Origin of the sequence: Variovorax sp. VaC1, assembly GCF_043658315.1 — a bacterium.
Lineage (GTDB): Bacteria > Pseudomonadota > Gammaproteobacteria > Burkholderiales > Burkholderiaceae_C > Variovorax.
On record NZ_JBIGLT010000007.1, the window covers coordinates 1 to 26,380 of the forward strand.

The 26,380-nt window shown below is 69.2% G+C and carries 17 protein-coding genes; 9 read left to right on the plus strand and 8 right to left on the minus strand.

Translation table 11 applies throughout. The features are described 5' to 3' along the window. The coding region (locus ACGLHS_RS25590) for an ABC transporter substrate-binding protein (protein WP_394484366.1) at positions 1–775 on the plus strand (775 nt) is incomplete at its 5' end. Next, positions 772–2,754 carry an ATP-binding protein gene (locus ACGLHS_RS25595; RefSeq protein ID WP_394484368.1) on the plus strand — a complete coding sequence of 661 codons (1,983 nt, stop codon included), beginning with the start codon at positions 772–774 and terminating at the stop codon, positions 2,752–2,754. The genes ACGLHS_RS25590 and ACGLHS_RS25595, both read left to right, overlap by 4 nt. Before the next feature lie 18 nt (positions 2,755–2,772). Here the strand turns inward: ACGLHS_RS25595 and ACGLHS_RS25600 are convergent, their stop codons facing one another. Next, a complete protein-coding gene (locus ACGLHS_RS25600; protein ID WP_394484370.1) occupies positions 2,773–3,750 on the minus strand; it encodes a GlxA family transcriptional regulator in 978 nt (325 codons plus the stop codon). 101 nt (positions 3,751–3,851) lie between these two features. Between ACGLHS_RS25600 and ACGLHS_RS25605 the strand changes: the two genes are divergently transcribed. Next, positions 3,852–4,481 (plus strand): cysteine hydrolase family protein, encoded by a 630-nt coding sequence (locus ACGLHS_RS25605; protein ID WP_394484372.1) that lies wholly within the window; start codon positions 3,852–3,854, stop codon positions 4,479–4,481. 304 nt (positions 4,482–4,785) lie between these two features. Here the strand turns inward: ACGLHS_RS25605 and ACGLHS_RS25610 are convergent, their stop codons facing one another. The 5 genes from ACGLHS_RS25610 to ACGLHS_RS25630 form a co-directional block, all read right to left on the minus strand. Next, positions 4,786–10,251, minus strand: coding sequence for a filamentous hemagglutinin N-terminal domain-containing protein (locus ACGLHS_RS25610; protein ID WP_394484374.1), 5,466 nt, complete (start codon positions 10,249–10,251; stop codon positions 4,786–4,788). A 2-nt stretch (positions 10,252–10,253) separates the two neighbouring features. Next, positions 10,254–11,978, minus strand: a complete 1,725-nt coding sequence (locus ACGLHS_RS25615) for a ShlB/FhaC/HecB family hemolysin secretion/activation protein (protein ID WP_394484376.1) — start codon at positions 11,976–11,978, stop codon at positions 10,254–10,256. A gap of 1 nt (position 11,979) precedes the next feature. After that, entirely contained in the window at positions 11,980–14,019 is a 2,040-nt protein-coding gene (locus ACGLHS_RS25620) for a CHAT domain-containing protein (protein WP_394484378.1), read from the minus strand. A 286-nt stretch (positions 14,020–14,305) separates the two neighbouring features. Next, positions 14,306–16,492: a catalase HPII gene (katE, locus tag ACGLHS_RS25625; RefSeq protein WP_394484380.1), complete on the minus strand. Its 2,187-nt coding sequence runs from the start codon at positions 16,490–16,492 to the stop codon at positions 14,306–14,308. 32 nt (positions 16,493–16,524) lie between these two features. Beyond that, positions 16,525–16,674, minus strand: a complete 150-nt coding sequence (locus ACGLHS_RS25630) for a hypothetical protein (protein ID WP_176801230.1) — start codon at positions 16,672–16,674, stop codon at positions 16,525–16,527. Between the two features lie 388 nt (positions 16,675–17,062). Here ACGLHS_RS25630 and ACGLHS_RS25635 point away from each other — a divergent pair, with 388 nt between their 5' ends. Further along, a complete protein-coding gene (locus ACGLHS_RS25635) occupies positions 17,063–17,881 on the plus strand; it encodes a transglutaminase family protein (protein WP_093246211.1) in 819 nt (272 codons plus the stop codon). 165 nt (positions 17,882–18,046) lie between these two features. On the opposite strand, the gene ACGLHS_RS25640 is transcribed toward ACGLHS_RS25635, so the two are convergent. Together ACGLHS_RS25640 and rpe are read right to left on the minus strand one after the other, a co-directional pair. Next, entirely contained in the window at positions 18,047–19,048 is a 1,002-nt protein-coding gene (locus ACGLHS_RS25640; protein ID WP_394484383.1) for a succinylglutamate desuccinylase/aspartoacylase family protein, read from the minus strand. 136 nt (positions 19,049–19,184) lie between these two features. Next, positions 19,185–19,877, minus strand: a complete 693-nt coding sequence (gene rpe / locus ACGLHS_RS25645; RefSeq protein ID WP_093246213.1) for a ribulose-phosphate 3-epimerase — start codon at positions 19,875–19,877, stop codon at positions 19,185–19,187. 107 nt (positions 19,878–19,984) lie between these two features. Between rpe and ACGLHS_RS25650 the strand changes: the two genes are divergently transcribed. From ACGLHS_RS25650 to ACGLHS_RS25670, 5 genes are all read left to right on the plus strand, one after another. Next, the gene (locus tag ACGLHS_RS25650) at positions 19,985–21,364 is read left to right on the plus strand and encodes an RDD family protein (protein WP_394484385.1); all 1,380 of its coding nucleotides are present in this window, start codon (positions 19,985–19,987) and stop codon (positions 21,362–21,364) included. A 41-nt stretch (positions 21,365–21,405) separates the two neighbouring features. Then, a complete protein-coding gene (gene apaG / locus ACGLHS_RS25655) occupies positions 21,406–21,801 on the plus strand; it encodes a Co2+/Mg2+ efflux protein ApaG (RefSeq protein ID WP_093246215.1) in 396 nt (131 codons plus the stop codon). 117 nt (positions 21,802–21,918) lie between these two features. Further along, a complete protein-coding gene (locus ACGLHS_RS25660; protein WP_394484387.1) occupies positions 21,919–23,901 on the plus strand; it encodes a site-specific recombinase in 1,983 nt (660 codons plus the stop codon). Continuing rightward, positions 23,898–25,169, plus strand: a complete 1,272-nt coding sequence (locus ACGLHS_RS25665) for a cation:proton antiporter (RefSeq protein ID WP_093246217.1) — start codon at positions 23,898–23,900, stop codon at positions 25,167–25,169. The genes ACGLHS_RS25660 and ACGLHS_RS25665 overlap by 4 nt, the downstream gene beginning before the upstream one ends. Next, entirely contained in the window at positions 25,166–26,377 is a 1,212-nt protein-coding gene (locus tag ACGLHS_RS25670) for a YbdK family carboxylate-amine ligase (RefSeq protein ID WP_394484390.1), read from the plus strand. The genes ACGLHS_RS25665 and ACGLHS_RS25670 overlap by 4 nt, the downstream gene beginning before the upstream one ends. Positions 26,378–26,380 lie beyond the last annotated feature (3 nt).

Sequence of the window (26,380 nt, forward strand, 5' to 3'; positions counted from 1 at the left end):
CGTGCGCACGCGCAGCCTGCGCCCCGCCGCCGCCGACACGCCCCTGACCATGGCGGTCGGCCCGACCGCGGCCCGCGCCGCCATCGAGCGCCCGGGCCAGGAGCCGCTGGTGCTGACCATGCTGAGCCGGCTCGACTACGAAGCCCTCAAGGCCAGCAACCCGGCCTTGAAGCGCGGTGACCGGCGCGTGGGCGTGCTGCTGCGCGACCCGGCCATGGCCGACCAGCTCGCGCTCATCAACGCCGTGCTGCCGCAGAAGCACCGCGTGGGCGTGGTCGCCACGCCCGAGTCCGAACCGCTGGTGCGCGAACTGCAGCGCGCGGCGCAAGGTGCCAACCCCGCGTGGGACCTGCACGTCGAGTACGCGCCCGACGCCCGCTCGCTGGCCGCCGCGCTGCGCGTCGTGGTGCCGCAGAGCGACGCGCTCATGGTGCTGCCCGACCTCATCGGCGACAACCAGGCGGCCACGCTCACGGTGCTGCGCGCCGGCGCCAGCGCGGGCCTGCCGGTGTTCGGCGCGAGCGAAGGCCTGGTGCGCTCGGGCGGCCTGGCCGCCGCGGTGTCGACGCCCTCGCAGCTTGCGCAGCAGGCCCGCCTGCTGGGCCAGAAAGTCGCCAGTGCAAGCAGCGCCGGCAGCAGCAACAACAGCAACGCACCGTGGGTGGAAGCGGCAACGCCGGCCACCGTGCGCGTCAACGCCACCGTGGCACGCGGACTCGGCCTGCGTCTGCCGGAGGAACGGGAACTGACCGAACGGCTCGCGGCGCCGCGATGAGCACCGAACGCCTGCCCGAAGGCTCGGTGCCCACCGGCGCGGCGAACGAACACGCGCCGGCCGATGCGGCACCGGTGCACCACGCTTCGGCGAACACGCTGGTGGTGCGCGGCAACCTGCAGCGCGACCTGTTCCGCCTTGGCGTGGTGCCCTGCGCGGCAGTGGCGCTCGCGCTCACCGGCTGGTTCACGCACAACCGGCTGCAGACGCTCGAAGCCGCCTTCGACGCCGAAGGCCAGGCCGTCGCGCGCCAGGTGGCGGCCATGTCCGACCTGAGCCTGTACGCGGGCGACGTGCCCGCGCTGCAGAACGTGGCCAACGCGGCACTGCGCGGCGGGCAGGTGACGCGCGTCGAGATCAGCAACAGCGCCGGCGTGTACGTCACGGCCGGGCCCAAGACCGCGTCGCTCGCACAGCTGCGCATGTTCACCTCGCCGGTCACGCTGCGCGAGGCTTCGCGTGCCAGCGCCTTCGCGCCCGCCGGGTCGACCGCGGTGGGCGATGCGCCCATCGGGCTGGTGCAGACCTTTCGCGACACCACGGCCTACACGCGCGAGCGCAGCCGCTCGCTGATTGCCGGCATCGGCATCGCGCTGGTCGCGCTGCTGGCGGCGTGGGCGTCGGTGCGCCACATGGCGCGCACCGTGGCGCGGCCGCTGCGGCGCGTGTCGCGCACCGTGGCCGCGCTGGAGGCCGGCCATTTCGAGATGCGCTGCGACGTGGTCGAAGGCGGCACGCGCGGCACGCACGAGCTGGCGGTGCTGGCGCACGACATCGACCGGCTGGCCGAACGCCTGCAGCGCAACCGCCAGATCAGCGAAGAGCGCGTGCGCGAAGCCACCGCCGTGGCCTTGCAGCGCATGGCCGAGGCCGAGCAGGCCGCGCTGTCGCGCGCGCGCTTTCTGGCAGCCGCGAGCCACGACCTGCGCCAACCGCTGCATGCCATGGGCCTGTTCATCGACGGGCTGCTGCCGGGCGCCTCGCCCACGCAACGCCCGGCCGTGATGCGGCTGCAGGAGAGCACCGAGTTCATGGGCGTGCTGCTCGACGACCTGCTCGAAATCTCGCGGCTCGATGCGCAGGTGCTGACGCCGGCAATCACCAAGGTCTCGCTCGCCGCGCTGTTCGACCAGCTCGATGCGCAGCACGCCGCCACCGCCGTCGAAGGGCACATCCGCCTGCGCTGGAGCGACCGCGGCCTGGCGGTGCGCACCGACGCGGCGATGCTGCAGCGCATCGTCGGCAACCTGGTCACCAATGCGCTGCGCCATGCGCCCGATGGCGGCACGGTGCTGGTGGCTGCGCGGCGCAGCCCGGCCGGCGTGCGCATCGAGGTGCGCGACAACGGCGTGGGCATCGCGCCGATCCACCAGGGCCGCATCTTCGAGGAGTTCTACCAGGTGGCCAACACCGAGCGCGACCGGCGCCGCGGCTTCGGGCTGGGGCTGGCGATCTGCGCGCGCATCGCCACGCTGCTGGGCACCCGCATCACCGTGCGCTCCGCGCTGCAGGCCGGCAGCACCTTCGCCTTCACCCTGCCCGCGGCGCGCATCACCGATGCCGTGCCGGCCGAACCGCCGCCGCTCGCGCCCGCGCCCCTGGCCGGCCTGCGCTGCCTGGTGGTGGACGACGACCCGGCCATCCTCGACGGCAGCCGCACGCTGCTGGAGCAATGGGGCTGCCAGGTCGAATGCGTGACCACCGGCCCCGAGGCCATCGCGCGGCTGGGCACCGGCGACATCCACTACGACGCCGTACTGTGCGACCTGCAACTGGCCGGCGATGGCGACGGCGTGGACGTGATCGACGCCGCCAAGCACCTGCAGCCCGACGCGCTCGCGGTGCTGGTGTCGGGCGCCACCGGGCCCGAGGTGCTGCAACGCCTGCGCCACGGCGGCGTGATGCTGCTGACCAAGCCGGTCGCGCCGGCCAAGCTGCGCGCGCTGCTGACGACGCGGCGCCACGCGCACGCGGCCTGAGCCCTGCGGCCTGCCTGTTCAGGCCATCGCTTCGGCCCGCGAGAACTGCCGGCGGTACACCGTCGGCGACACCTTGAACGCCGACAGGAAATGCTTGCGCAGCGATACCGCCGACCCGAAGCCGGCGCCGGTCGCCACCTGCTCGACCGGATGGTCCGTCGTCTCCAGCAGCCGCTGCGCCAGTGCCAGCCGCTGGTTCTGCACCCACTGGCCGACGGTGGTGCCGGTGGATTCGCGAAAGCGCCGCGTGAAGGTGCGGCGGCTCATCAGCGCGCGCCGGGCCAGGTCGTCCAGCGCGTGCGGCACATCGAGGTGCCTGCCGAGCCACTCCAGCAGCGGCGCGAGGCGGTCGCGCTCGCCGGTCGCGGGCATGGGCTGCTGGATGTACTGCGCCTGCCCGCCCTGCCGGTGCGGCGCGACCACCATGCGCCGCGCGGCGCGGTTCGCCGTTTCGGCGCCGTAGCGCACGCGCAGCAGATGCAGGCAGCAATCGATGCCTGCAGCGGTGCCGGCCGACGTGAGCACGTTGCCGTCGTCCACGTACAGCACCTCCGGTTGCAGTTGCACCTTCGGATATTGCTTTGCGAAAGCCGGCGCCAGCTTCCAGTGCGTGGTGGCCGGGCGGCCGTCGAGCAGGCCGGCCTCGGCCAGCACGAAAGCGCCCAGGCACAGCCCCACCACGGTGGCGCCCCGGCGGTGCGCCGCCTGCAGCGCACGAATGAGCGCGGGCGGCGCGGCACTGCCGTCGTCGCGCCAAGAAGGCACCACCACGATCTGCGCACGGCGGATGGCCTCCAGCCCGTGCGTCACGCCGAGCGTGAAGCCTGCGTTGGTCTGCAGCGGCCCCGGCTCGGGCGCGCACACGCGCATGCGAAAGCGCGGCGCGCCGTCTTCGGTGCGGTCTTCGCCGAAGACCATGCAAGGCACGGACAGGTGAAACGGGCTGATGCCGTCGAAGGCTACGACGGCGATGGTTTCGACGGCAGGACGGGTCATGGCCCGATCTTATCGATGAATGGCTTTCGGGCCACTTTCGGGAAAGGACATCAACGCGAAGAATCAGGCCATCCCATCCACACACAAGAAGGAGCATCTTCATGAGCAACACCGCACCGCGCCGCGCCCTCGTCGTGATCGACGTGCAGAACGAATACTTCGAAGGCGGTGGCCTGCCGATCGAATACCCGCCCATCGAAGACACGCTGCCCAACGTGACGCGCGCCATGGACGCCGCACGCGCCGCCGGCACGCCGGTGGTGGTGGTGCGCCACCACGCGCCCAAGGGCGCGCCGGTGTTCCAGGCCGACACGCACAACGGGCAGTTGCATCCCGAGATCGCGAAGCGGCCGCACGACCACCTGATCACCAAGACCTTCCCGAGCGTGTTCACCGGCACCGACTTCGCCGAGTGGATCGCCACGAACAAGATCGACACGCTGAGCGTGGCCGGCTACATGACGCAAAACTGCGATGCCTCTACCGTCTACGAGGCGATGCACCGTGGCCTGAGCGTGGAGTTCCTGGCGGACGCCAGCGGCGCGCTGCCTTACGAGAATGCGGCGGGCAAGGTCACTGCGGAAGAAATCCATCGCGTCTTCAGCGTCGTGTTCCACAGCAATTTCGCGGCGGTGACATCGACTGCTGCCTGGATCGCAGCGATGCAGGAAGGGCAGGTCATTGCGAAGGACAACGTGGTGATGTCCAACCGGCGTGCTCGCGGAGTTTGAGTTTTTCGGGGGCGCGTTGTTCAGGGCGACGCCCACGCCGACGGGGTGCCTTGCTCCGCGAATGTCCCCCGGGGCTTCGCCCCTCCTCCTTTATTTCGCTGCGCAAGGCACCCCGCCAGCGTGAGCGTTGGACAGTGCAGCTGTTGATCGGCGAGTACCAGAGCAGCGTCCACTGTGCACAGGGCATCGGGTGCTCCCCGCAGCGAAATAAAGGAGGAGCGAAGCGGGGGACATTCGCGGAGGGGAGTACCCGATGTCCTGTGCACGCGCCCCGAACAAAGCTCAGGACAAACAGCAAACTTCCTCAGAAGTCCGAACACCCGTTCCGCTTCTCCGTATCCACGCAACTCGAAAGATTGGGCCGAGACCGCACACGCGACCACTCGCGCGCCAACACGTCTCCCCCCTGCGCCGCGCGGTCGCCTTCCAGCGGCCCGGTTGCGTAGCAGATCGGTGCCGGCCCGATGTTGCGGTCGTACAGCCAGGTGCTCGGCAGGTCGCGCAGCACATCGGGGCGCGGCAGGTTCGGCAACCCCGAAACCAGCAGCGTGCCCGGCACCACGTTGACCGCATAGCCTTCCGCCGAGGTGAAGGTGCCGTTGATCGGGTACGCGCCCAGCGGACTCGACGGCACCGCCGGTGAACCGACGACGCCCGCGAAGCCCGCCCCCGTGTCGCCGAGGATCAACCCGCCGATGGTGTAGCTGAACAGCGGGTTCGGATAACCGAACGGCCGGCTCACGCTGCCGATCAGCACCGTGGCCGTTGGCTGCTGCGCATAGATGAAGTGGTTGGCGCCCGCGGGAATGTTCACCGAGCACAGGCCCAGGTACGCGCAGTGGTACAGGTTCGGGTACAGCCCCGAGCCCAGCAGCCCGCCGCGCGTTTCGCCGACCCACGTGTCGGCCCACACGCGCCATGGCGCGCCGCCGATCGAGTACGCACCGAGGTTCTGGAATCGCGAACCCGCCACGAGGTCGGTGCCGTTCGTGCTGCTCACGTTGGTGCCCAGCAGCAGGTCGCCGGTCAGCGTGCGCACGAACACCGTGTCGGCCGCCATCGAGGTGGCCGCCTCGACCTGCGGCGCATTGCTCGCGGCATCGAAGCCGACGACCGAGACCGACCCGAGTTGCACCGTGTCGACATCGACATAGCGGAAGGCCCCCGCCGCGCCACCACCGACCGTGGCCGCGCTGACGTTGTTCGGCGCCTGGTCGAGCAGCACGTTGCCACCGGTCGAGCGCGCCATCAGCGTGGTGGCGGTAATGGGTGCATTGGCGGCCTGCGTGATGTCGCCGCGCGACAGCAACCCGAGCGTCGGCACCGTGACCGCGCCACCCAGGTGGATGTTGCCGCCGCCACCGTTCTCCAGCGTGAGCGCCGAAGACAGCGACAACGGCCCGACCACGTTGATGTCCGCCGCGTGCGCGTTGCTGCCGGCCACGATGGTGGGCGCATTGAGCCGCGTGAACTCGTCCGCCGACACCGCGAAGCCCGTGGCCGCCGTGCCGCCCAGCGTGATGGGGTTCGCCGTGCGGTCCACCGCATTGCCCGTGGCATCCACACCGCCGGGCCGCAGGTCGAGCACGTTGCCCGCGCGCACCGTGCCGCCGATCACCAGTGCATCGACCGCACCGCCATTGCTCGCGCGCAGCACCACGTTGCGGTTGCCGTCGACACGCCCCGTCGGCGCGATGGTGAGGCCCGCGCCGCCCGACTGCGATTCGCCGGCGATGTCGATGTTGCCCACGCCGAGCGTCGTGACCAATGCGTTGTTGGCGATCAGCACGCCGCCCGAGGTGTCGCCGGCCGGGCCGGCCGTTGCCAGTCCGCGAATGGCGATGTTGCCGTCGACGCTGCGCACCAGCGCGTCGTTCAGCTCCACGCTCTGCACGGTCGTCGTGCCGAAGCTGGTCGTCGGCGCGCTGCCGACACCGACGATCTGGATGTCGCCGCTGGTCGTGAGGATCTGGCTCGGTGCCGTGCCGTCGGCAATGCGCACGCCCGCTCCCTGCACGCCGATGCCCGAGATGGCCACGTTGCCCGTGCTGCTCTGGATGTTGACGCCGTTGAACTCGACAGTCGCGCCGGTGGTCGAGAAGGTGGGCGCCTCGCGCTTGCCGGTGATCTGCACGAAGCCGCCGGGGCCCGCGTCGCCCAGCGCCGTGATGCGCGTGTCGATCGTCGTGTTGTTCAGCTGGATGGCGCGGTTGCCCGTGCTGGTGGCGTCGGCATTCATCGTGACGTTGCCCCCGTCGGTCAGGATCTGCCCGCTGTACACGATGCCGTTGCTGAAGCCACCGCCGACGCCCTTGGCGTTGAAGACCACGTCGAGCGGCCCGGTGGTCGACCGGATGACCGTCGGCACGAACGGGCTGCAGGGGAAGCTGGGGCACGGCGGCGGGTTCTGGCCGATGCCGTTGTTGGCATCGAGCCGGAACGTGATCGGCGTGGTGCCGGCGGTGCGCTCGACCACGACGCCGCTGTCGAAGTTGATGTTGCCCGGGCTCGTGCCCGCGGTGCCGGTGGTGATGGTCACGCTGGTGCCCTTGTCGAGCGCCGCGTTGATGTCGCCGTCCTGGATGGTCGAGTTCATCACCGGAACAAAGGGGTTGGTGGGTAACGAACCCGGCCCGTTGCCATGCGCGATGGTGACGTCGAAGGGGTCGATCAGCCAGGTGCCCGCGGTGCCCACCGGCGCCGATGCATCGACGCGCACACCCGACAGGTCGAAGTGCGGCGCCGAGGTTTCGACGGTGCCGCCATTGCCGCCCGCGCTGCCCCCGCGCGCCGCGAGGCTGCCGTAGGCGCGCAGCGTGTCGCCGGCAATCACGCGCACCGAGCCGCCGTCGCCCGTGGCCGAGCTGGCATTGGCGGCCAGGCCTGCCTTGGCGCCGATGGCGATCACGTTGGTGGCCTCGATGTCGATGCTGCCGGCCTTGCCCGCGCCGCTCGCGTCGATGGTGGGAACGGTATAGACGTCGTCGACCAGCACGTTGCGCCCGGTGATCGCGACCGTGCCGCCTGCCCCGGTACTGCTCGATACGTCGAGCATCGCGGTGCTCACCGGCAGCGGCAGGTCGCTGTTGCCGAAACCGCGCGTCACGGACACGTCGCCGCCACGGCCGTCGATGGCGATCCGGCCGCCCTCGGCAAAGATGCCTCCGCTGCCCCCGACGCTGATCGTCACGGCGCTGGGGTCGGCCCCCATCGTCACGACACCCTGGCCATCGACCTGGAAGCTCTTGCCGCCCGCCGTGCCCGCGACCGACACCTGCTGGCCCTTGCCGGCCACGATGCTGCCGCCCGAGATGGCCACCCCGTCGCCCGAGCCGTAGCTCACGCCGTTGCCGTTGTTGGCGACGCTCGCCGCGCGAACGAAGCCGGGGTCGGCGGAAAGATCCTGCAGGTTGCCGCCCGTGCCGTCGATGCCGACGCGCCCGCCCGCCACGATGACCGTGCCGCTCAGCGACACGCCGGTGTTGAGCCCCGTCACCACGGTGGGCGCGCCGCTGCTGTCGTTGGGGGTGATTTCGCTGGCGTAGACCACGGCCGGATCGGTCGCCGTCCAGCTGCGCGAGCTGCCGACTATCGACACGTCGCCCGTGCCCGTGCGCAGCACCGGGCTGCCGCCATCGGTGACGCGCATTTCCACGCCGGCCGCGCCGATGGCGCCCTGCCCCACGATGGCGATGTTGCCGGCACCGGTGGTCAGGCTGCCGCCCGCCATGAGCACGCCGCCCGCGCTCACGTAGTAGTTGGGGTCGCCGCCAGCGGAGTTGCTGGTGCCCTGCCCGCGCAGGCTGATGGCGCCCGTGCCGCCGCAGGTGCCCGATGCCATCGCGCAGGTCGAGAGCTGGCTGTCGGACAGCGTGACGCCCGCCAGCGCGACGTGCGGGCCGCCGTCTGAATCCGCCGTGCCGCCGACCGCATACCCCGCAACCGGATCGCGCTGCCCATAGAAGCGGATGTTGCCGCCGTTGGTGGCGATGTTGGCGCCCGAAAGAACGATCGCGCCACCCGACGTGCCTTTGTCCGCATTGGCGTCGAAGTCCACATGCAGCGCGCCGAAATTCGACTGGATCGACGACCCCGAGAACATCTCGATGTTGCGCTGCGAATCGACCGTCAGCCGCGCGTCGCGGCCTTCGGACTTCACGATGCTGGTGCCGCCCACGAAGATCACGTCGGGCGCGCTGCCTTCGATGGCGCTGGCGCTGTTGCGCAAGGTGACGTCGGTCGAGCGGCCCAGCGTGTAGCCGATGGCGCTGGTGCTCACGCGCGTGTCCGCCGTGTTCTGCGCGTAGCTCGACGGGTCGTAGGCCGGCGTGGTGCTGTCCACGTTGAGCGTGCTGTTGGAATTGGCGACCCAGACGCCGTTGGCGCCCGTGGCGCCGCCTGCCGCGTCGATCTTCGCCTGGTCGCTGATCTCCAGCTGCCGGGCACTCGTGGTGACGGTGCCGCCGGCGCCGCTGCCCGCGCCGCGCGCCTGGACCTGGCCCGAGACGTGCACGAAGTCGGCACTGAACCCGACCGTGCCGCCGGCACCGTTCGCGCCCGTTGCGTTCGCGCTCCACAGGGCATCGGGCGACATGCTCACCGCATTGACGCCCGTCACCTGGATGTTGCCGCCCTGGCTGCCGCCGGCATCGGCGATGCCGGTCAGGCGCACATAGTCGGCCTGCGCCGTGATGCTGCCGCCGGCCACGCCTGCGTCGGTGCCGCTGGCATCCAGCGTTCCGCCGAGCAGCATCTCGTTGGAGCCCACCTTCGACTGGCCCGCGTCGAGCACGATCTCGCCGTTGCGCGTGGACAGCGAACGTGCGCGGACCACGCCGGTCTGGCTCACGACCAGTTGCCGCGCATCGGTGTCCGCCGCCGCGGCCATCAGCACCACGCGGCCGCCATCGGCCGAGACGACGCCCCACTGCTTGTTGCTCTTGTCGGTGCTCCCGACGTTCATGAGCTGTGCCGTTGCCGTCGGGTCGCTGGCCTGCAGGTCGGCGAGCTTGAAGGTGGTCTGCCCGTCCACCGGCACCTTGAAGGTCGTGAGCCCGTCGCCGTCGAAGTCCAGGTTCATCGTGACCTTGCTGGCCGACACCAGGCCCACCGAGCCGCGCGCGACGTTGATGTTGCCCTCGTTGCGCACCGAGCCGCCGAGCAGCGCCACGGTGCCGCCCGGCGAGGCGGTGATCGTCGCACCGGCCTCCAGCTTCACCTGCGCCACGCTGTTCGCGGTGTCGCCCACGAAGATCAGTTGATCGTTCTTGCCGAAGGCCTTGTTCTCCGATCCGGCGGGCATGAAGTTGTCGTCGGTGATCTTCAGGGTCGACGCCACCAGCCCGCCCACGTTCACCGACGCGCCATTGCCGAACACGATGCCGCTCGGGTTGATGAGGAACACGCTGCCGCCCGGCAGGTTCGGGTTGCTCGCAAGGTAGGTCCGCAGCGTGCCGTCGATGCGGGACGCCTGGATGCTCAAGCCATCGCCCACCACCCGGTTGAGCAGCACGGCCGCGGTGCTCGGCTGCGCGATGTTGACCACACCGCCGGGGCCGATGGAAAAGGTCTGCCAGTTGACGATGCCGCGCTGCAGCGGCTGGTTGATGGTCATCACGCCGCCGTTCTGCATGACCGTCACGTTGCCGAGGATGGCGCCCGGGAGCGGAGAAATGACCGGCAGCACCTGGGCCATGGCCGGTGCCAGGCCCGCGCAGATCAACGACAGCGCCAGGGGGCGCAGCGGCAGGAGCTTGTTGCGTTGCTTCATGGTCAGAACGCCTTGACGAGCTGCACGTACAGCCTCGGGTTGCGGCCGCCGCCATCGGTCTGCGCGGCCGGCGTGCCGGCGCGCCAGGCGAGCGTCGCGTTGATCGAGAAATTGCCCGGCCGTGACCAGCTCAGGCCGATGCCATAGCCGCGCAGGCTGTGGCTGTTGACGCCATCGAAGGGCGTGGGGTTGCGCACGATCTTTCCGCACGCCGCGTCGTAGAACAGGAAGGGCGTGAGCTCGTCGTTGACCGACCAGCGCCATTCGACCGTGCCGATCAGGCCCTGGTCGACCAGCAGTTCGCCCGAGGGGTAGGCACGCACGGCGCGCGCGCCGCCGAGCGCGAGTTTTTCCGACGCGTCGAGGTTCTTGCTGGCCCACTGGCCGCCGAGCGAGAGGTACAGCGAATGGCGCGGCACGATGGCCTGCAGGCGCGAGAGCTGGAAGCTGAGTTTGGTGAAGCCGCCCGCGGTGTGGTGGCCCGTGATGCTCTGGTCGAACTCGCGGCTCTCGCCGTCCTTGATCGAGAGGTTGCCGTGGTACAGCGTGCCCGAGCTGGCCCAGTAGCCGCCGCCCAGCAGTTCGTCGCGGCGCTCCCACGTCCAGCCCAGGCTCAGGCCGTTCACGCGCTTCTTCGAGGTGAAGTCGACCGCGCGCAGTTCGTCGGTCAGGTCTTTCACGTCGATGCCCAGGCGCAGGAACAGGTTCTGCTGCCGCTGCCGGATCAGCGGGTAGTTGAGCGAAAAGTCGAGCACGTTGGCGCGGCCGCGTGCATCGAGTTCGGAGAACTGGCCACCGAGTTCATAACTCACGCGCGACAGGCCGATGCCCGCGCGCAGGCCGCTGGTGCCAATCGGCGCCTCGTACGAAACGCGGCCGAACTGCAGCGCATTGCCGTTGGACACCATCAGGCGCATGTCGAGGTTGTCGCCGATGCCGAAGGGGCTGAGCCAGCGCGCCGTGCCGCCTGCGCGGTAGCGCCCCGATTCCTTGGTGCCGTGGTTGTCGGCCTCGGCCGTGAAGGCCCAGCGCGGCGCGGCCGCCACTTCGACCGACAGGTCGGTGGTGCCGGCCTGCGTGCCTTCCTGCAGGCCCGACGACACCTTGACGCCGGGCTGGTCCGACAGCAGCAGCATCGCGCGTTCGTAGTCGGGCGCGCTCACGGCTTCGCCGGGCTGCAGGGGCGCGAGAAAGCCGCGCACGCGCGCCTCGCTGATGGGCGCATCGGGCGCGACCACCACGTCGACCTTGCCGAGCCGGCCTTCGATGACGCTGATCTCGACGATGCCGTCGCGCACGGTCTGCACCGGCACCACGGCTTGCGCGAGGAAGTAGCCGCGCTCCTTGTAGCGGGCGGTGATGGCCTTGGCGAGTTCTTCGAGGTCGCCGAGCGTGACGTTGCGGCCGATGTAGGGCGTGGTGATCGCCTGCAGTTCTTCGTTGCTCAGTGCCTTGACGCCATTGAGGCGCAGGTCGTTGAGCTTGAAGGAGCCGGCTGCCGCTGCAGCGGGTTGCGGCGGTGCGGGCAGGCTCTGCGGCGCGACCGTGCCGGTGGCCTGCGCCAGCGGCCGGTCGCAGGTGCCGCAGGGGTCGGCGGTCGGCAGGAGCGCGGTGGCACCGGCTTCAGCCTCGCCCGCGTGCGTGCGTTGTGCTGCGACGAACAAGGCTGCACCGACCAGTGCGGTGACCGCGAAGGCGATCGGCGTGGGGCGTTGGCGGGCTTGCATGTCAGCTCCCGACCGTGAGACGCCAGTTGCCGATCAGGTTGAACGGCGCCCAGAAGAAGGGATGGGACATCTTGGGGTCCTTCAACACGGCGAGTTGCCCGGCCTGCATGGCCTTCTGGATGTCGCGGCCCTTGGCCAGCTCGCCATAGAGCGTGCTCATCAGCACGGCCGTTGCGTCGTCCGACACCGGCCACAACGACGCGATCAGGCTGGAGCTGCCGGCCGACAGAAAGGAGCGCGTGAAGCCCAGCACCTCGTCGCCCTGCGCGATGCGCCCCAGCCCCGACTCGCAGGCCGACAAGGTCACGAGTGCGGTGCCGTCCATCGGCAGCCCGAGGATCTCGTGCGCCTCCAGGAAGTTCTGCTTGCCGCCCTCGTTGGCCAGCAGGATGCGCGAGTAGAGCGGGTCGACCGCATCGGCCTCCGCATGCGCCGCGACGTGCATCAGCGGCGAGCGCGAGGCCACGTCGCGGAACTGCGTCTTGGTGGCGGCCGCGCCCATGTACACGCTGTTGCGCGGAAAGATCTGCGCGAGCTGCTTCACCTCGGACTCGGCGCCGGGCAGGTCGTACTTGTCTTCGATGCGCGGATTGCCGAAGGCCACCAGCGATGCGTTCACGCGCGGCGTGCGCTGCGCCAGCTGCACGGCGATGCTGATCGAAGGCGCCACCGACACCGGGTGCGTCTCGATCACGTAGCGGCCGTCCAGGCGCAGCGCCTGGAACGGCAGGTAGTGCAGCGGCCCGTGCGGCACGACGATCAGCCGCTGCCCCGGTGCCAGACCGAGCGGCCCGAGCAGCGCGGCGCCCAGCTTGTCGGCGTTGGTGATGGCCGTGCGGCGGCCACGCACGATGGAGTTGCGGAAGGTCTCGACCAGCTCGTTGAGGTCGTCGCGCTTCACCGCCACCGTCTTCTCGGTGATGTCGCCCGCGCTCACGACCCACACCACCAGCCGGTCGGGCAGCGAATGGAACTGCACCACGCGCTCATCGGGCGCCAGCGTGCGTTGCAGCGTGGCGAGGTCGACGGTGTTGGCGGCCTGGTCGTTGATCTTCGCGCGGCCGCGCACCGCATCGAGCAGCGCGCGCGAGCGGCTGTGCTCGCTGACCTCGAAGGCCTGGCGCGCATCGCCCGCGTCGCTGTAGATCGACACGCCGCGCTCGAACACGGTCTGCAGGTCCGAGAACAGGCCCATCTTGAATTCTTCGCTGCGGAACTTGGCGCGCACGTGGTCCACGTCGCCGAGCGCACGGCCCACGGCTTCGGCCGCGGCCTGTTTCTCGCCAAGCGCGAGTTCGCTGCGCGCCACACCGTCCCAGGCCCAGAGGCGGTAGTACTCGGTGTCGACGCCGACCTGCCGCGCGGTGAGCGCGCGATAGGCGTCGCGTGCCTCGGCCGGCTTGTTCTCGGCCAGCAGCAGGCGCGCCCGGGTGCGGTCGAGCTGCGCGGTGAGCGGTGCGTCCTTGGGCGGTGCCATGGTGCCGAGCACTTCGCGCGCCCGCACCGCATCGCCCGATTCGATCAGCGCATTGACCAGCGAGGCCTGCACCAGCGGTGCATAGCGCGGCGAGCTGTTGGCCAGCGCTTCGTCATAGCTGAGCACCGCACCCGAGAAATCGCCGCGCCGCGTGCGCACGTCGCCGATCACCTTCTGCACCGGGCCGACGACCAGCTTGGGGTCGCGTGCCGGATGCTTGAGCGCTTCGCGGGCGAACTCTTCCGCTTTCTCGAGCTGGCCCGAGTAGCTGTAGACGATGGCGAGGTCGCGATTGGCCATCGCCATCAGGTTCGGATCGTTGGTGGCGTTGGCCAGGTGCAGCGCCTTGCTGGCGGCGCGCACGCTCTGGCGAAACTCGCCGGCCTCGGCCAGTGCGACGGCCTGGCTGCAGTACTGGTAGCCCGAGAGCTTGACCGTGTCCTGCCCATAGAGCACGGCGCCCTCGCTGGTCAGTGCCAGCAAGGTGTCGGTGTCGGCCAGCCGCGCCTGCTCCATGCGGTCGGCGGCGGCCTCGGCGCTCGTCCCCTGCTGCGGCTGTGCCATTGCCGAAGGGCCGAAGCCCAGGAGAAGAATGCCTGCAAGACCGAGAGCTCTTGCGACCCCCGCACGATCACGCGCAGGGCGTTCCCATCCCCATCTCGATAACCACGCCATTGGACCCCCGCGCGCGGCCCGTGCGCCCGCCGGAAGCGGGCGGCCGGCGCGTCGAAAGTGCGCGCCGTTCAGGCCTCGTGGGGAAAGTCTAGGAGCGGGCTCTGGCCGCGCCTATTCGCAATACGGTCTAGCGCAAAAGGACTACCGGGTTCCGGTGGAGCCCTTGCGCCCGTGCTTACGCCGGCACCGCATCGATGTTGGCGCGGTCCCAGTGGCGGTGCTTTGCGATCGCTGCGATGAAGTCGTGCGCGATCTGCGTTGCCGCGGTTGCATCGCCCAGGTTGGTCACCGGCGTGGCCGCGACGACGACGCCCGCGGGCGCATCGGAATCCGCCACGATGCCCAGCGTGGACAACAACTGCACGCCCTCGCCCACCGTGCAGATCGCCTTGCAGTGCTTGTAGGCCTCCAGCACGAAGTGCACTGCGTCGCCGATGGCCGCGAGCGCGGCGGCGCTGTCGCTGCCGGCCGGCACCAGCACCGCGTCGAACATCACCGAGGGTGTGTTGGCAAAGGTCATGTCGACATCGATCTGCCGCCTGGACGCGCTGGCCACAGTGCCGAGCCTGGGGCCCACCACCTTGCATTGCGCGCCCGCCTGTTCGAGCGCATCGCGAATCGGCTTGAGCGAGGCCGAGTCGACGCCATCGGCCACGAGGATCGCGATCTTGCGCGTGCGGATGGAGCCGTCGCCGGTGTCGGCCATGCTCAGCGCCGGCGACTCGTCGATCGGCAGCGCGATGCGATGGTCGCGAAAGCCCGCGCGGCCAGCTGCTGCCTTGGCATCGGGCTCGCCGATGCCGAGCGGCTCGGCCACGCGGCGCGCGAGCTTCTCGTCGACGTGCGCGAGGTTGTCGACCATGCGCTGGCGAATGGCCGGCACTTCGAGCTTCGACAACTCGAAGCGGAAGGCGGCGACGATGTGTTCCTTCTCCGCAGCGCTCTGGCTGTTGAAGAACAGGCGCGCCTGCGTGAAGTGATCGTCGAAGGACGGGCTGCGCCTGCGCACCTTCGGCGGATCGATCTCTTCGGGGAACGACTGGAAGCCGTTGCTGCCGCCATCGACACGGAACTCGGCGCCGCCGCTGCCCAGCGTGTTGGGCTCGTAAGCCACCTGGCCGCGCGCGATGGTCTGGCGGTGCATGCCGTCGCGCTGCATGTTGTGGAACGGGCACACGGCCTTGTTGATCGGCAACTCATGAAAGTTGGCGCCGCCCAGGCGCGAGATCTGCGTGTCGGTGTACGAGAACAGGCGCCCCTGCAGCAGCGGGTCGTTGCTGAAGTCGATGCCGGGCACCACGTGGCCCGGATGAAAGGCCACCTGCTCGGTCTCGGCGAAGAAGTTGTCGGGGTTGCGGTTGAGCACCAGCTTGCCGATCTTCTGCACGGGCACCATTTCTTCGGGAATGAGCTTGGTGGGGTCGAGCAGGTCGAAGCCGAGCGAATGCTCCTTGTCTTGCGGAATGATCTGCACGCCCAGCTCCCACTCGGGAAAGTCGCCGTTCTCGATGGCTTCCCACAGGTCGCGGCGATGAAAGTCGGCGTCCTTGCCGGCGATCTTCTGTGCTTCGTCCCACAGCAGGCCGTGGACGCCGAGCCTGGGCTTCCAGTGGAACTTCACGAAGTGGCTCTCGCCGCGGCTGTTGATGAAGCGGAAGGTATGGACACCAAAGCCTTCCATCATGCGAAGGCTGCGCGGAATGGCGCGGTCGCTCATGGCCCACATCAGCATGTGGGTGCTCTCGGGCATGAGCGAGGCGAAGTCCCAGAAGGTGTCGTGCGCGCTCGCGGCCTGCGGCATCTCGTGGTGCGGCTCGGGCTTGACGGCGTGGATGAGGTCGGGGAACTTCATCGCGTCCTGGATGAAGAACACCGGGATGTTGTTGCCCACGAGGTCGTAGTTGCCTTCGCGGGTGTAGAACTTGACGGCGAAGCCGCGCACGTCGCGCACCGTGTCGGCCGACCCGCGCGAGCCGGCCACGGTCGAGAAGCGCACGAAAACGGGCGTCTTCGCGTCCGGGTCCTGAAGAAAGTCGGCGCAGGTGAACTGCGACATCGACTTGTAGACCTGGAAGTAGCCATGCGCCGCCGAGCCGCGCGCATGCACGGCGCGCTCGGGAATGCGCTCGTGGTCGAAGTGCGTGATCTTCTCGCGCAGGATGAAGTCTTCGAGCAGCGTGGGCCCGCGCACGCCGGCCTTCAGCGAGTTGTGGTTGTCCGGGATCTGCAGGCCCTGGTTGGTGGTCAGGGTCGGCGGATGCTCGACGGTGAAGCCTTCGAGCTGCTGCTGCTTGGCGTTGCTGCCGTCGCCCGCCTTGGTGCCGGCGCGGCGGCCTGCGGCGGCCTTGTTCTGTGGCGTCATCGTGGACCTGGAATCTTTCATGGGGTGGGCACTCAGCCCGCTTCGTTGCCGTCGAGGAACAGGTCGAGCACGTTCACCAGCGCGATCAGGCAGATGCACCCCGCGACGGCGGCAACGGCCCAGACGAGGATCTCGTCGCCCCATGCGGTGGTGAGCGAGTCGAAAAGCGATGAAATCTCCATGGTTCCCTCCTAGGAAGCAGACAGACGGGCAGGCAAGCAGGCAGATGGGCTGTCGCGGGTGTCGCGATGTCTCGGGTTTCGCTCGCGGGTGCAGGGTGGGTGCAAGGCTGCAAGCGAAATGCAAGGTTATGTTTCGCGCGGGCCGCCATCCGTAGTGGCCGCCCTCCCCCCTGCGTGGGAGAACAAGCGGGCGCGCGGTAGGAACGCGCCGACAGCGCATCGCGACGGCCTACGCGGCTTCGGGCATCCTGGCCGCGCCGGTGGCACCGGGCACGCGCATAGCATGGGCCGCAAGATGGCACCCATCGTGCTTGCTGTCTTCACCGTGTCTCGCGCACCGGGCGCAATCACCCGGACCACCCCAGGGAACAAAGAAAGAAAGAACGCAATGCAGATCAGGATCGGCTTCGATATCGAGCTCGGCGTCACCGCCCCCACAGCGTTGATCTACATGCTGCAGGTGCATCCCTCGCGCACCGCCGACCTGCAGGGCGGCGAGCACATCACCATCAGCCCGCCGCTGGTGACCGACCACTACAAGGACGCCTTCGACAACCAGTGCGCCCGCGTGCACGTGCCCGCGGGCGTGAGCAGCGTGCGGCTGCGCAACCATGCGGTGGTGTACGACACCGGCTGGCCCGACCCGGTGGACCTGGGCGCCATCGAGCACGCGGCGGCCGACCTGCCGGCATCGACCCTGCCCTTCGTGCTGCCCAGCCGCTATTGCGAGGTCGACAGCGAGCTGCTGCAGTTCGCCTGGGCCAATTTCTCGAACGTCACGCCGGGCTGGCCGCGCGTGCAGGCGATCTGCGACTTCGTGCACCGGCACCTGCGCTTCGACTACCAGAAGGCGCGCGCCACGCGCACGGCACTCGAAGGCTTTCGCGAGGGCACGGGCGTGTGCCGCGACTTCGCGCACCTGGCGATCACGCTGTGCCGCTGCATGAACATCCCGGCGCGCTACGTGACCGGCTACCTCGGCGACATCGGCATTCCGCCGGTGCGCTATCCGATGGACTTCAGCGCGTGGTTCGAGGTGTACCTGGGCAACCGCTGGCACACCTTCGATGCGCGCCACAACACGCCACGCATCGGCCGCGTGGTGCTGGCGCGCGGCCGCGACGCGGCCGACGTGCCGATCACGATGGTGTTCGGTGCGAACACGCTGCAGCGTTTCGATGTGACGACGGAAGAAGTGCTGCAGTAGCGGGAGTTTCTCCTTCCCCCGCTGGGGGAAGGCTGGGATGGGGGCAGGCCTTCGATCAGGCGCCGCGCTTTTTTGTGGAGGCCGTCGTGCCCCCACCCAAACCCTCCCCCAGTGGGGGAGGGAGCCATACGGGCGCTCTGTTTGTTGCGTTGCAGCGGCCCGGCTTCAAGCCGCGCCAGCCACCGGCCCCAGCTCGCGCTCGCTCGGATGCGCGAAGTAGAACCACTCGGCCCCCGGCAGCGCCATCGCGTTCGGGAACACGATGAAGCCGTCGTCGGGCGCGTTCAGCATCGTGCCGTCGTGGCGCATGCCGATGGGTTCGCCGCGCAGCACTTCGTCGAAGGTGGCCCAGTCGCGCACGAAGCTGTCGTCTTCATGCAGCCGGTCGGTCACGCTGGCCAGGCGCAGCAGCTTGGGCGGCTGGGCCGGCGCGCCCGCCAGGCCCGGTGGCAGCGGGGCCATGCCGAGCAGCGCGAGCGTGCGGCGGATGGCACGCCACGCGACTTCGGGCGCCTCGGGGTCCTGGTGCTGGCCGCATTCGAGCGTGACGCCGTAGCCGCCGCAGCTGCGGATGTATTCGTTGGTGCCGCGGCCGAAGTCGATCGCCGCCTCGTCGGCCGGCGCACCGCCCGCGCGCTGCGCGAGGCCGGCCGCGTAGATGTCGAGCCAGCCTTCCACCACGATGGGCGTGCCGATGTGCAGCGCGAGCTGGCCTTCTTCGTACGAACGGGCAAAGGGCTCCAGCGTGCCGGTGTTGTCGCGCGGGCCGATCATCGCGAAGGCCTCGCCCTCGCTCTGGAAGGAGTGCAGGTCGAGCAGCACTTCGTGGCGCGCGATCACCGGGGCCAGGCGGTTGGTGACGCGGGCTTCGTAGTCGGCGGGTTCGTCGCTCGGGCGAAACAGGCGATTGAGGTTGCGTTCGCCCTCGCGCTGCAGGCGCCTGCGTGCAAGCGGGTTGGCGATGGGCACCAACGTCAGTTCGCCGCGTTGCAGTTGCAGCGTGCCGGCGTCGAATTCGGCCAGGATGCGCGCGATGCCTTCGGTGCCGCAGGTTTCGTCGCCGTGTACGCCGCCGATCACGAGCAGGCGCGGGCCGGGGTTCAGCGAGGCGAAGGTGTGGATGCGCAGGCTGTCGGTGGCCGCGCCGGCAAAAGGATCGGAGGACATGCGGGGATTATTGCGGAGCCCTCTCCCTGCGCGCAAAGACGCCATTGGCCTGGCAGCGGGCAAAAAGGGATGGGCTGCAACGAAGGCCTCTTGTCAGGAACAGGTGCACGCGCCCCGCCTCAGGCAGCGCCCGAACCTAGGCGCTGATGCCGGCCAGCTGCTTGCGCATGTCGGCGATCACGGCGCCGTAGTCCTTGGCATTGAAGATCGCGCTGCCCGCCACGAAGGTGTCGGCGCCGGCCGAGGCCACGCGCGCGATGTTGTCTGCCTTGATGCCGCCATCGACTTCGAGGCGGATGTCGCGCCCGCTCTGCTCGATGCGCTTGCGCGCGAGTTCGATCTTGCGCAGGGCCGAGTCGATGAAGCTCTGGCCGCCGAAGCCGGGGTTGACGCTCATGATGAGGATCAGGTCGATGTCGTCGATGGCCCAGTCCAGCGCCTCGAGCCCGAGGCCGGGGTTGAACACCAGCCCGGCCTTGCAGCCGGCGTGCTTGATGGCCTGGATGCTGCGGTGCGTGTGCGGCGATGCGTCGGGGTGGAAGCTGATGTAGTCAGCGCCTGCTTGCGCGAACGAGGCCGCCAATGCGTCGACTGGCTGGATCATCAGGTGCACGTCGACCGGCACCGGCGTGCCGTCCGCCTTCTTGGCGTAGGGCTTGAGTGCCTGGCAGATCATCGGCCCGAAGGTCAGGTTCGGCACGTAATGGTTGTCCATCACGTCGAAGTGGATCCAGTCAGCACCGGCCGCGATCACGTCGGTCAGTTCTTGGCCGAGGTGCGCGAAGTCGGCGGACAGGATGGAAGGCGCAATGCGGAACGGGGTGCTCATGCCCCCGATTGTCGCTTCAGCCCCTGGCCGTTGTCCTTGGAGGCTTGCATACTTCCCGATACATTTGGCCTGCCGCAGGCGCGCGGGTACAACAAATGGGGGGTCCTATGGACGAGGGCTGGTGGTACGCAGAGGGCGAAGACAGGCAGGGTCCGCTGTCGGTCGCGCAGATCCATGAGCGCATCCGCACGGGAGCCATCGGCGCACAGACGCTGGTGTGGCGTCCGGGGCGGCTGGCCTGGAAGCCCCTGCACCAGGTCGAGGAACTGGTGCTGCCCGGCATGCGCATGGAGCCCGTGCTGCTGCCGGAATTCGAATCCACCGCCATGCGCGAGACGCCGCCCCTGCCCGAGCCATCGGCTTCCGCCCCGACACCCGCGCCGCAGTTCGCGCGTGCGGACGCAGAGCCGGAGCCATGGCTGTCGGACGGCCCCGTGGAGGCGCCGACACCGCGAATGCGCGCCCCCGGCCTGCCGCCGGCCGGCCCGTGGCGGCGCTTTTTCGCGCGCATCTTCGACGTCTGGACGCTGTGCGTGCCCGCCGGCTTTTTCCTGGGCGCGGTCGTCGGCCGCATCTGGCCGGCGTTCGGCTTGTGGATGGAGAACCCTTCGTCCACACCCGCGCTGGGGCTCATCATCGTGCCGGTGGCGCTGTTCTTCGAGGCCATCGTCTTCGGCCTGTTCGGCACCACGCTGGGCAAGCTGCTGTTCGGCATCCGCGTCACGCTGCACGACGGCGGGCGGCCGACCTTCGTGCAGTACCTGGGGCGCGTGGCGTGGGTCTACCTGTCCGGCCTCGGGCTGGGCATTCCCTTCGTCACGCTGATCACCATGGGCCGCCAGTTCTTCGAGGTGAAGGAGGGCCGCCCGGCCTCCTACGACCAGAAGCGCTACCTCGTGCACGCGACGGGAACCGGCGCGCTGCGCACGGGCATCGCCACGACCGCGCTGGTGGGCCTGGTGGCCGGGGTGGTCTTCATCCATCACCGCGAGACGGAAAGAAACATCCGCTACTACGCCGGCTTTGCATGGACGAACCCTGTCACGAAGCTGCGCGCGGACATCCCGCGCGGCTGGCAATACCGCGAGCAATCCAACACTTCGGGGGACGTGGTTCATACCTTCGTGTCCGACAGCGTGGTCGCGGTCTTCGCCGTGGAAAGCGGCCTGGACCACGTGAGCCTCGACGAGTACCAGCGGGTGTGGGTGCACGCGGTGCGGGCGGCGATGGAACTGGACTCGCGCGCCCGCCCGATCAGCGTCAAGGGGCGCTTCGGCCTGCAGATGAAGGGCGCCATGACCTCCGATGCCTCGCGGCACGTCGATGCCACGCTGCTCAAAAGCGGCGGCCAGGTCTGGCGGATGGTGGTGGTGGGCACGTCGGACCGCGACCCGGACACGGCCGCCACCGCGGCGTTGCGCGACCAGTTGTTCCAGACCGTTCCGACCGCCGCCCCCGAGGCTACGCCGAAGGGCGAAACCATCTGAACCCCGTAGGGGTACCGGGGCCTGCAGTTACCATCGCGCCCATGTCACACAGCCCCTTCAGCGTACAAGTCGAACCACGCTACCTGGCCGACCAGTCCTCCCCCAAGGACAACATCTATACCTTTTCGTACACGATCACCGTCACGAACACGGGTTCGGTGGCCGCGCAGCTCATCGCCCGCCACTGGCTCATCAACGACGCCTCGGGCCACCCGCAGGAGGTCAAGGGCCTCGGCGTGATCGGCCAGCAGCCGCTGCTGGCGCCCGGCGAATCCTTCCGCTACACCAGCGGCTGCCGCCTGCAGGCCGCGAGCGGCACGATGCACGGCAGCTTCTTCGTGGTGACGGAAGAAGGCGAACGCTTCGACGTGCCGGTGCCCATGTTCGTGCTCGAAGCCGACATCGGCGGCACCCCGGTTTCACGCGTCCTTCACTAGGTACTCCCCCAGGCTGCGCGCACTTTTTGTCGCTTCTCCTTCCCCCTCGCCGGGGGCAACACCAGCGGCCCGGCAAAGCCGGTTCCGCGGTGTTCCCCGCAATGGAGCCCTACTTTCATGGCTGCTGCATCTCGCGACTTGCAGGGGCTGCTTGCCGGCCTCGACCCCACGGCCGATGTGGCGCAACGCCACATCTGGCTCATCAATCTCTTCGACTGGCTGCGCGGTGACCGCGCCTCGCCGCAGGCGGCCACGGGCCGCGTGCAGCTGCTGCTCGATGCCATCGAAGCGCGGCCCGAGCTGCGCGAACGCCTGCGCGCGTGGTGGCGCGCGTTCACGCAGACGGTCGACCTGACGACGCTGCTGGCCGACTACGGCTTCGCGCCGCGCACCGCCTTCGCCAGCGAGCTGGGCGAACGGCTGCGCCGCAAGATCCTGCCCGGCACGCCCGAGACCACCGATGCGTCGGACCTGTTCCGCATGGTGCTGCCGGGCGTGTTCGATGCGGGCTGGATCGCGCTGCTCGACGAAACCCAGCTCGGGCGCATCGGCGCGCTGCTGGCCGATGCCGCGCTCGATGCAGACGGCGCGCCCCGCTGGCGCCACACCGTGATGGACGCCGTCACCTACTGCGCCAGCCAGGTGGTCGCGGCGGGCTTCTCGCCCGAGCTGCGGCTGCGCATGAGCACCGAGCAGGCCGCGTCGCGCCCCTTCCATGCCTTGATGGCCGACCTCGACGCGCTGCGCGAACAGATGTTCGGACAGCCGCCCGGCGAAGAAAGCGAAGAAGCACTGCAGGCCGCCTTCGTGGCGTTCCGCGACCGGCTCGACGCCTGCCGCGCCGGCGCCTCCTCGGTCTACACGCACCTCGAAGACAACGGCATCTCGGTCGGCCTCGTGTTCCGGCTGCGCCAGCTGCGCGAGCGCGTGCTGCGCATCCGCGAACTGCTCGACTGCCTGATGTCGCCCAACCCCGCGCCCAGCGTGGCGCGGCTGATGGGCCGGCTGGTGCTGGCGGGCGGCGAGCGCAACAGCATCCGCGCGCTGATCGCGTCGAACTCGTCGATGCTCGCGGCCAAGGTGACCGAGCGCAGCGCCGAGACCGGCGAGCACTACATCACCCGCGACCGCGCCAGCTACGCGCAGATGGTGAAGAAGGCCGCCGGTGGCGGCGCGCTCACCGCCATCACGGTGCTGCTGAAGTTCAGCATCTATGCGCTGGGCCTGTCGGCCTTCTGGGCGGGCCTGAGCTCGGGCCTGATGTATGCGGCGAGCTTCGTCGCGATCCAGTTGTTGCACCTGACGCTGGCCACCAAGCAGCCCGCGATGACGGCGCCTGCGCTGGCGGCGCGGCTGCGCGACATCAAGTCGGATGCCGCCGTCGACGACTTCGTCGACGAGGTGGCCAACCTCGTGCGCTCGCAGGTGGCGGCCGTGCTGGGCAATGTGCTGGTGGTGGTGCCGGCCATGCTCGCGCTGGCGCTCTTGGTGCAATACGCCCTGGGCCGGCCGCTCCTCGACGCGGCGCATGCCGCGGCCACGCTGCATTCGCTGTCGCTGGCCGGGCCGACCGCGCTTTATGCGGCAATCACCGGCATCCTGCTGTTTTCGGCCAGCATCATCGCCGGATGGACAGAAAACGCCTTTGTCCTGCATCGCATGGACTCCGCCATGCGTTACAACCCACGCATCGGTGCTTTTCTGGGCGCCGCACGGGCCCGCCGCTGGGCCACCTTCATGCGCACACACATCTCAGGCTTTGCCTCCAACATCTCGCTCGGCCTCATGCTCGGCCTGCTGCCCGCGTTCGCGGGTTTCTTCGGGCTCGGGCTGGACGTGCGCCATGTGACGCTCTCGGCCGGGCAGATCGCCGCGGCCGCCGCGTCCACGGGGCTGTCGGTGTTGCAGCAGCCTGCGCTGTGGTGGGCGGTGGCGGCGATTCCGGTCATCGGTGCGCTCAATGTGAGCGTGAGTTTCTATTTCGCCTTCCGGCTGGCGCTGCGCGCGCACAGCGTGAGCCTGGGAGACCGCGCACGCATCCGCAGTGCGATCTGGGCCCGCTGGCGCAGCCGGCCCATCAGCTTCTTCCTACCTGCATGAATTTGACGAGCTTCATCAACGATCTGCTGGGTTTCTGGTCCGAGTGGGTGCGCCCCTCGGCCGGCCTGCCCACCGTGCTGTGGTCCCTGTTGCTGGCCGCGGCCGCGGTCTCGGGCCACCTGGTGCGCCGCTACCTGGGGCTGCCCAAGGTGATCGGCTATTCGCTGGTGGGCGCGGTGGTGGGCTTTGCAGGCTTCGAGGGCGCGATCTGGCCGCTGCGCGGCATCAGCCTCTTCTTGCTGGAGCTGGGTGTGGCCATCGTGCTGTTCGAGGCCGGCGGGCGGCTGCCGCTGCGCTGGTTCCGCCACAACCCGATGGTGCTGGTGCAGAGCCTGCTCGAAGCCACGCTCACCTACTTCGGCGTGTTCTGGGTGCTGATGCTGCTGGGCCTGCCCGAGCCGGTGGCCAACCCGATCGCGCTGATGGCCATCGTCGCTTCGCCAGCCGTGCTGAGCCGCGTGATCATCGACACCCGCGCCGCCGGCCCGGTGACCGAGCGCGCGATGACGCTGGCCACGCTCAACACCTTCTATGCACTGGCGCTCGGCTATGCGCAGGCCGGCCTGATCGAACGCGCGCCGCAGACGCTGCTGCAAAAGCTCTACCCGGTGGCGGTGGTGCTGGGGCTGTCGTTCGTGGTCGGCGCGATCATGGCGCTGGCCCTGCGCTCGGCGCTGCGGGTGATGAGCCCGACAAGTGAGAACACGTCGATCCTGCTGCTCGCGCTCATCGCCGCGGGCGCCGCGCTCACGGCGCACGTCGGCGGCTCGGCGCCGCTGGCGGCGCTGATCGGCGGCGTGCTGCTGAAAACGCTCAACCCCAAGCCCTGGGCCTGGCAACGGCAGCTGGGCACGGCGGCATCGCTGCTGACCATGCTGATGTTCGTGCTGGTGTCCATCGTGGCGGCGCAGGCCGACTGGACATTGCCCGTGGCCAGCGTGGTGCTCGCCGTGATCGGCGTGCGCCTGGTCACCAAGATCGCCGGCGTGGCCATTGCCAACCCGGGCAGCGGCGCCAGCTGGAAGCAGGCCTTCTGGGTCGGCTGCGCGATGTCGCCGCTGTCGTCGATCGCCTTGCTGATCGCCTCGAACTTCGCCAGCGCCTCGCCCCTGCTCGGCACCATGATCACGCAGGTCGCCCTGCCTTCGATTCTCTTGATGGAGGTGGTGGGCGCGGTGCTTGCCACCGTCGCCATTCATGCGGTGGGCGAAAGCTCGGTGCCCTGGGCACCCCAGGCCTTCAGCACCACGGAGGACACGCAGCGATGAGCACCACCACCACGGTCAACCCCATCGACCCGGACAGCGACGACGTGCGCTCGGCGCCGCTGGCGGCCGATCCCGCGAGCCGCGCTGTCAAGCTGGAGCCGTTCAACAAGTCGGAAGCGCTGTCGCTCGGCGTCGAGCTGGAACTGCAGCTCGTCAACACGCACGACTACGACCTCGCGCCGTATGCCGAAGACATGCTGCGGCTGATGGCGCAGACGCCGCTGCCCGGCAGCGTGGTGCCCGAGATGACCTCGAGCATGATCGAGATCTCGACCGACATCTGCCACTCGGCGCAGGACGTGATCACGCAGTTGTCGCCCATTCGCGAGGCGCTGATCCGCAATGCCGACAAGCTCAACATCGCGGTGGTCGGTGGCGGCACGCATGCCTTCCAGCAGTGGCACGAACGCCGCATCTACGACAAGCCGCGCTTTCGCGAACTGTCGGAGCTGTACGGCTACCTGAGCAAGCAGTTCACCATCTTCGGCCAGCACGTGCACATCGGCTGCCCCGATGCCGATGCGGCCTTGCTGATGCTGCACCGCATGTCGCGCTACATCCCGCACTTCATTGCGCTGTCGGCGTCTTCGCCCTTCGTGCAGGGGCAGGACACGCAGTTCGACTCGGCCCGGCTCAACTCGGTGTTCGCGTTTCCGCTGTCGGGCCGCGCGCCCTTCACGCTGAGCTGGAAGGAATTCGAGGCGTACTTCGAGCGCATGACCCGTACCGGCGTCGTGCGCAGCATGAAGGACTTCTACTGGGACATCCGCCCCAAGCCCGAGTTCGGCACCATCGAGATCCGCGTGTTCGACACCCCGCTCACCGTCGAGCGCGCCGCCGCGCTCGCAGGCTACGTGCAATCGCTGGCCGCCTGGTTCCTGCAGGAGCAGCCCTTCGAGCCGACCGAAGACGACTACCTCGTCTACACCTACAACCGTTTTCAGGCCTGCCGCTTCGGCCTCGACGCGGTGTATGTCGACCCGGCCACCGGCCAGCACATGCCGCTGCGCGACCACATCCTGATGACGATGACCCAGCTCGAATGGCACAGCGAGGCGCTCAACGCCACGCAGGCGCTGGGCGAGCTGCGCACCAGCGTCGAGGCCAACCGCAACGATGCGCGCTGGCTGCGAGAGAAGCAGGGGAAAGAGCGGCTGCTGGCCGAGGTGGTGCGGCAGGCGGCGTTGAGGTTTCGCGGCGCGGCCTGAGGC

Excerpts from the sequence above, each read along its gene's own strand:
- apaG (WP_093246215.1), top strand. The coding sequence starts at position 21,406 with ATGTCACACAGCCCCTTCAGCGTACAAGTCGAACCACGCTACCTGGCC.
- katE (WP_394484380.1), bottom strand. The coding sequence starts at position 16,492 with ATGACGCCACAGAACAAGGCCGCCGCAGGCCGCCGCGCCGGCACCAAG.
- ACGLHS_RS25665 (WP_093246217.1), top strand. The coding sequence starts at position 23,898 with ATGAATTTGACGAGCTTCATCAACGATCTGCTGGGTTTCTGGTCCGAG.
- ACGLHS_RS25630 (WP_176801230.1), bottom strand. The coding sequence starts at position 16,674 with ATGGAGATTTCATCGCTTTTCGACTCGCTCACCACCGCATGGGGCGAC.
- ACGLHS_RS25600 (WP_394484370.1), bottom strand. The coding sequence starts at position 3,750 with ATGACCCGTCCTGCCGTCGAAACCATCGCCGTCGTAGCCTTCGACGGC.
- ACGLHS_RS25640 (WP_394484383.1), bottom strand. The coding sequence starts at position 19,048 with ATGTCCTCCGATCCTTTTGCCGGCGCGGCCACCGACAGCCTGCGCATC.
- ACGLHS_RS25670 (WP_394484390.1), top strand. The coding sequence starts at position 25,166 with ATGAGCACCACCACCACGGTCAACCCCATCGACCCGGACAGCGACGAC.
- rpe (WP_093246213.1), bottom strand. The coding sequence starts at position 19,877 with ATGAGCACCCCGTTCCGCATTGCGCCTTCCATCCTGTCCGCCGACTTC.
- ACGLHS_RS25650 (WP_394484385.1), top strand. The coding sequence starts at position 19,985 with ATGGACGAGGGCTGGTGGTACGCAGAGGGCGAAGACAGGCAGGGTCCG.
- ACGLHS_RS25635 (WP_093246211.1), top strand. The coding sequence starts at position 17,063 with ATGCAGATCAGGATCGGCTTCGATATCGAGCTCGGCGTCACCGCCCCC.
- ACGLHS_RS25615 (WP_394484376.1), bottom strand. The coding sequence starts at position 11,978 with ATGCAAGCCCGCCAACGCCCCACGCCGATCGCCTTCGCGGTCACCGCA.
- ACGLHS_RS25660 (WP_394484387.1), top strand. The coding sequence starts at position 21,919 with ATGGCTGCTGCATCTCGCGACTTGCAGGGGCTGCTTGCCGGCCTCGAC.
- ACGLHS_RS25595 (WP_394484368.1), top strand. The coding sequence starts at position 772 with ATGAGCACCGAACGCCTGCCCGAAGGCTCGGTGCCCACCGGCGCGGCG.
- ACGLHS_RS25610 (WP_394484374.1), bottom strand. The coding sequence starts at position 10,251 with ATGAAGCAACGCAACAAGCTCCTGCCGCTGCGCCCCCTGGCGCTGTCG.
- ACGLHS_RS25605 (WP_394484372.1), top strand. The coding sequence starts at position 3,852 with ATGAGCAACACCGCACCGCGCCGCGCCCTCGTCGTGATCGACGTGCAG.
- ACGLHS_RS25620 (WP_394484378.1), bottom strand. The coding sequence starts at position 14,019 with ATGGCACAGCCGCAGCAGGGGACGAGCGCCGAGGCCGCCGCCGACCGC.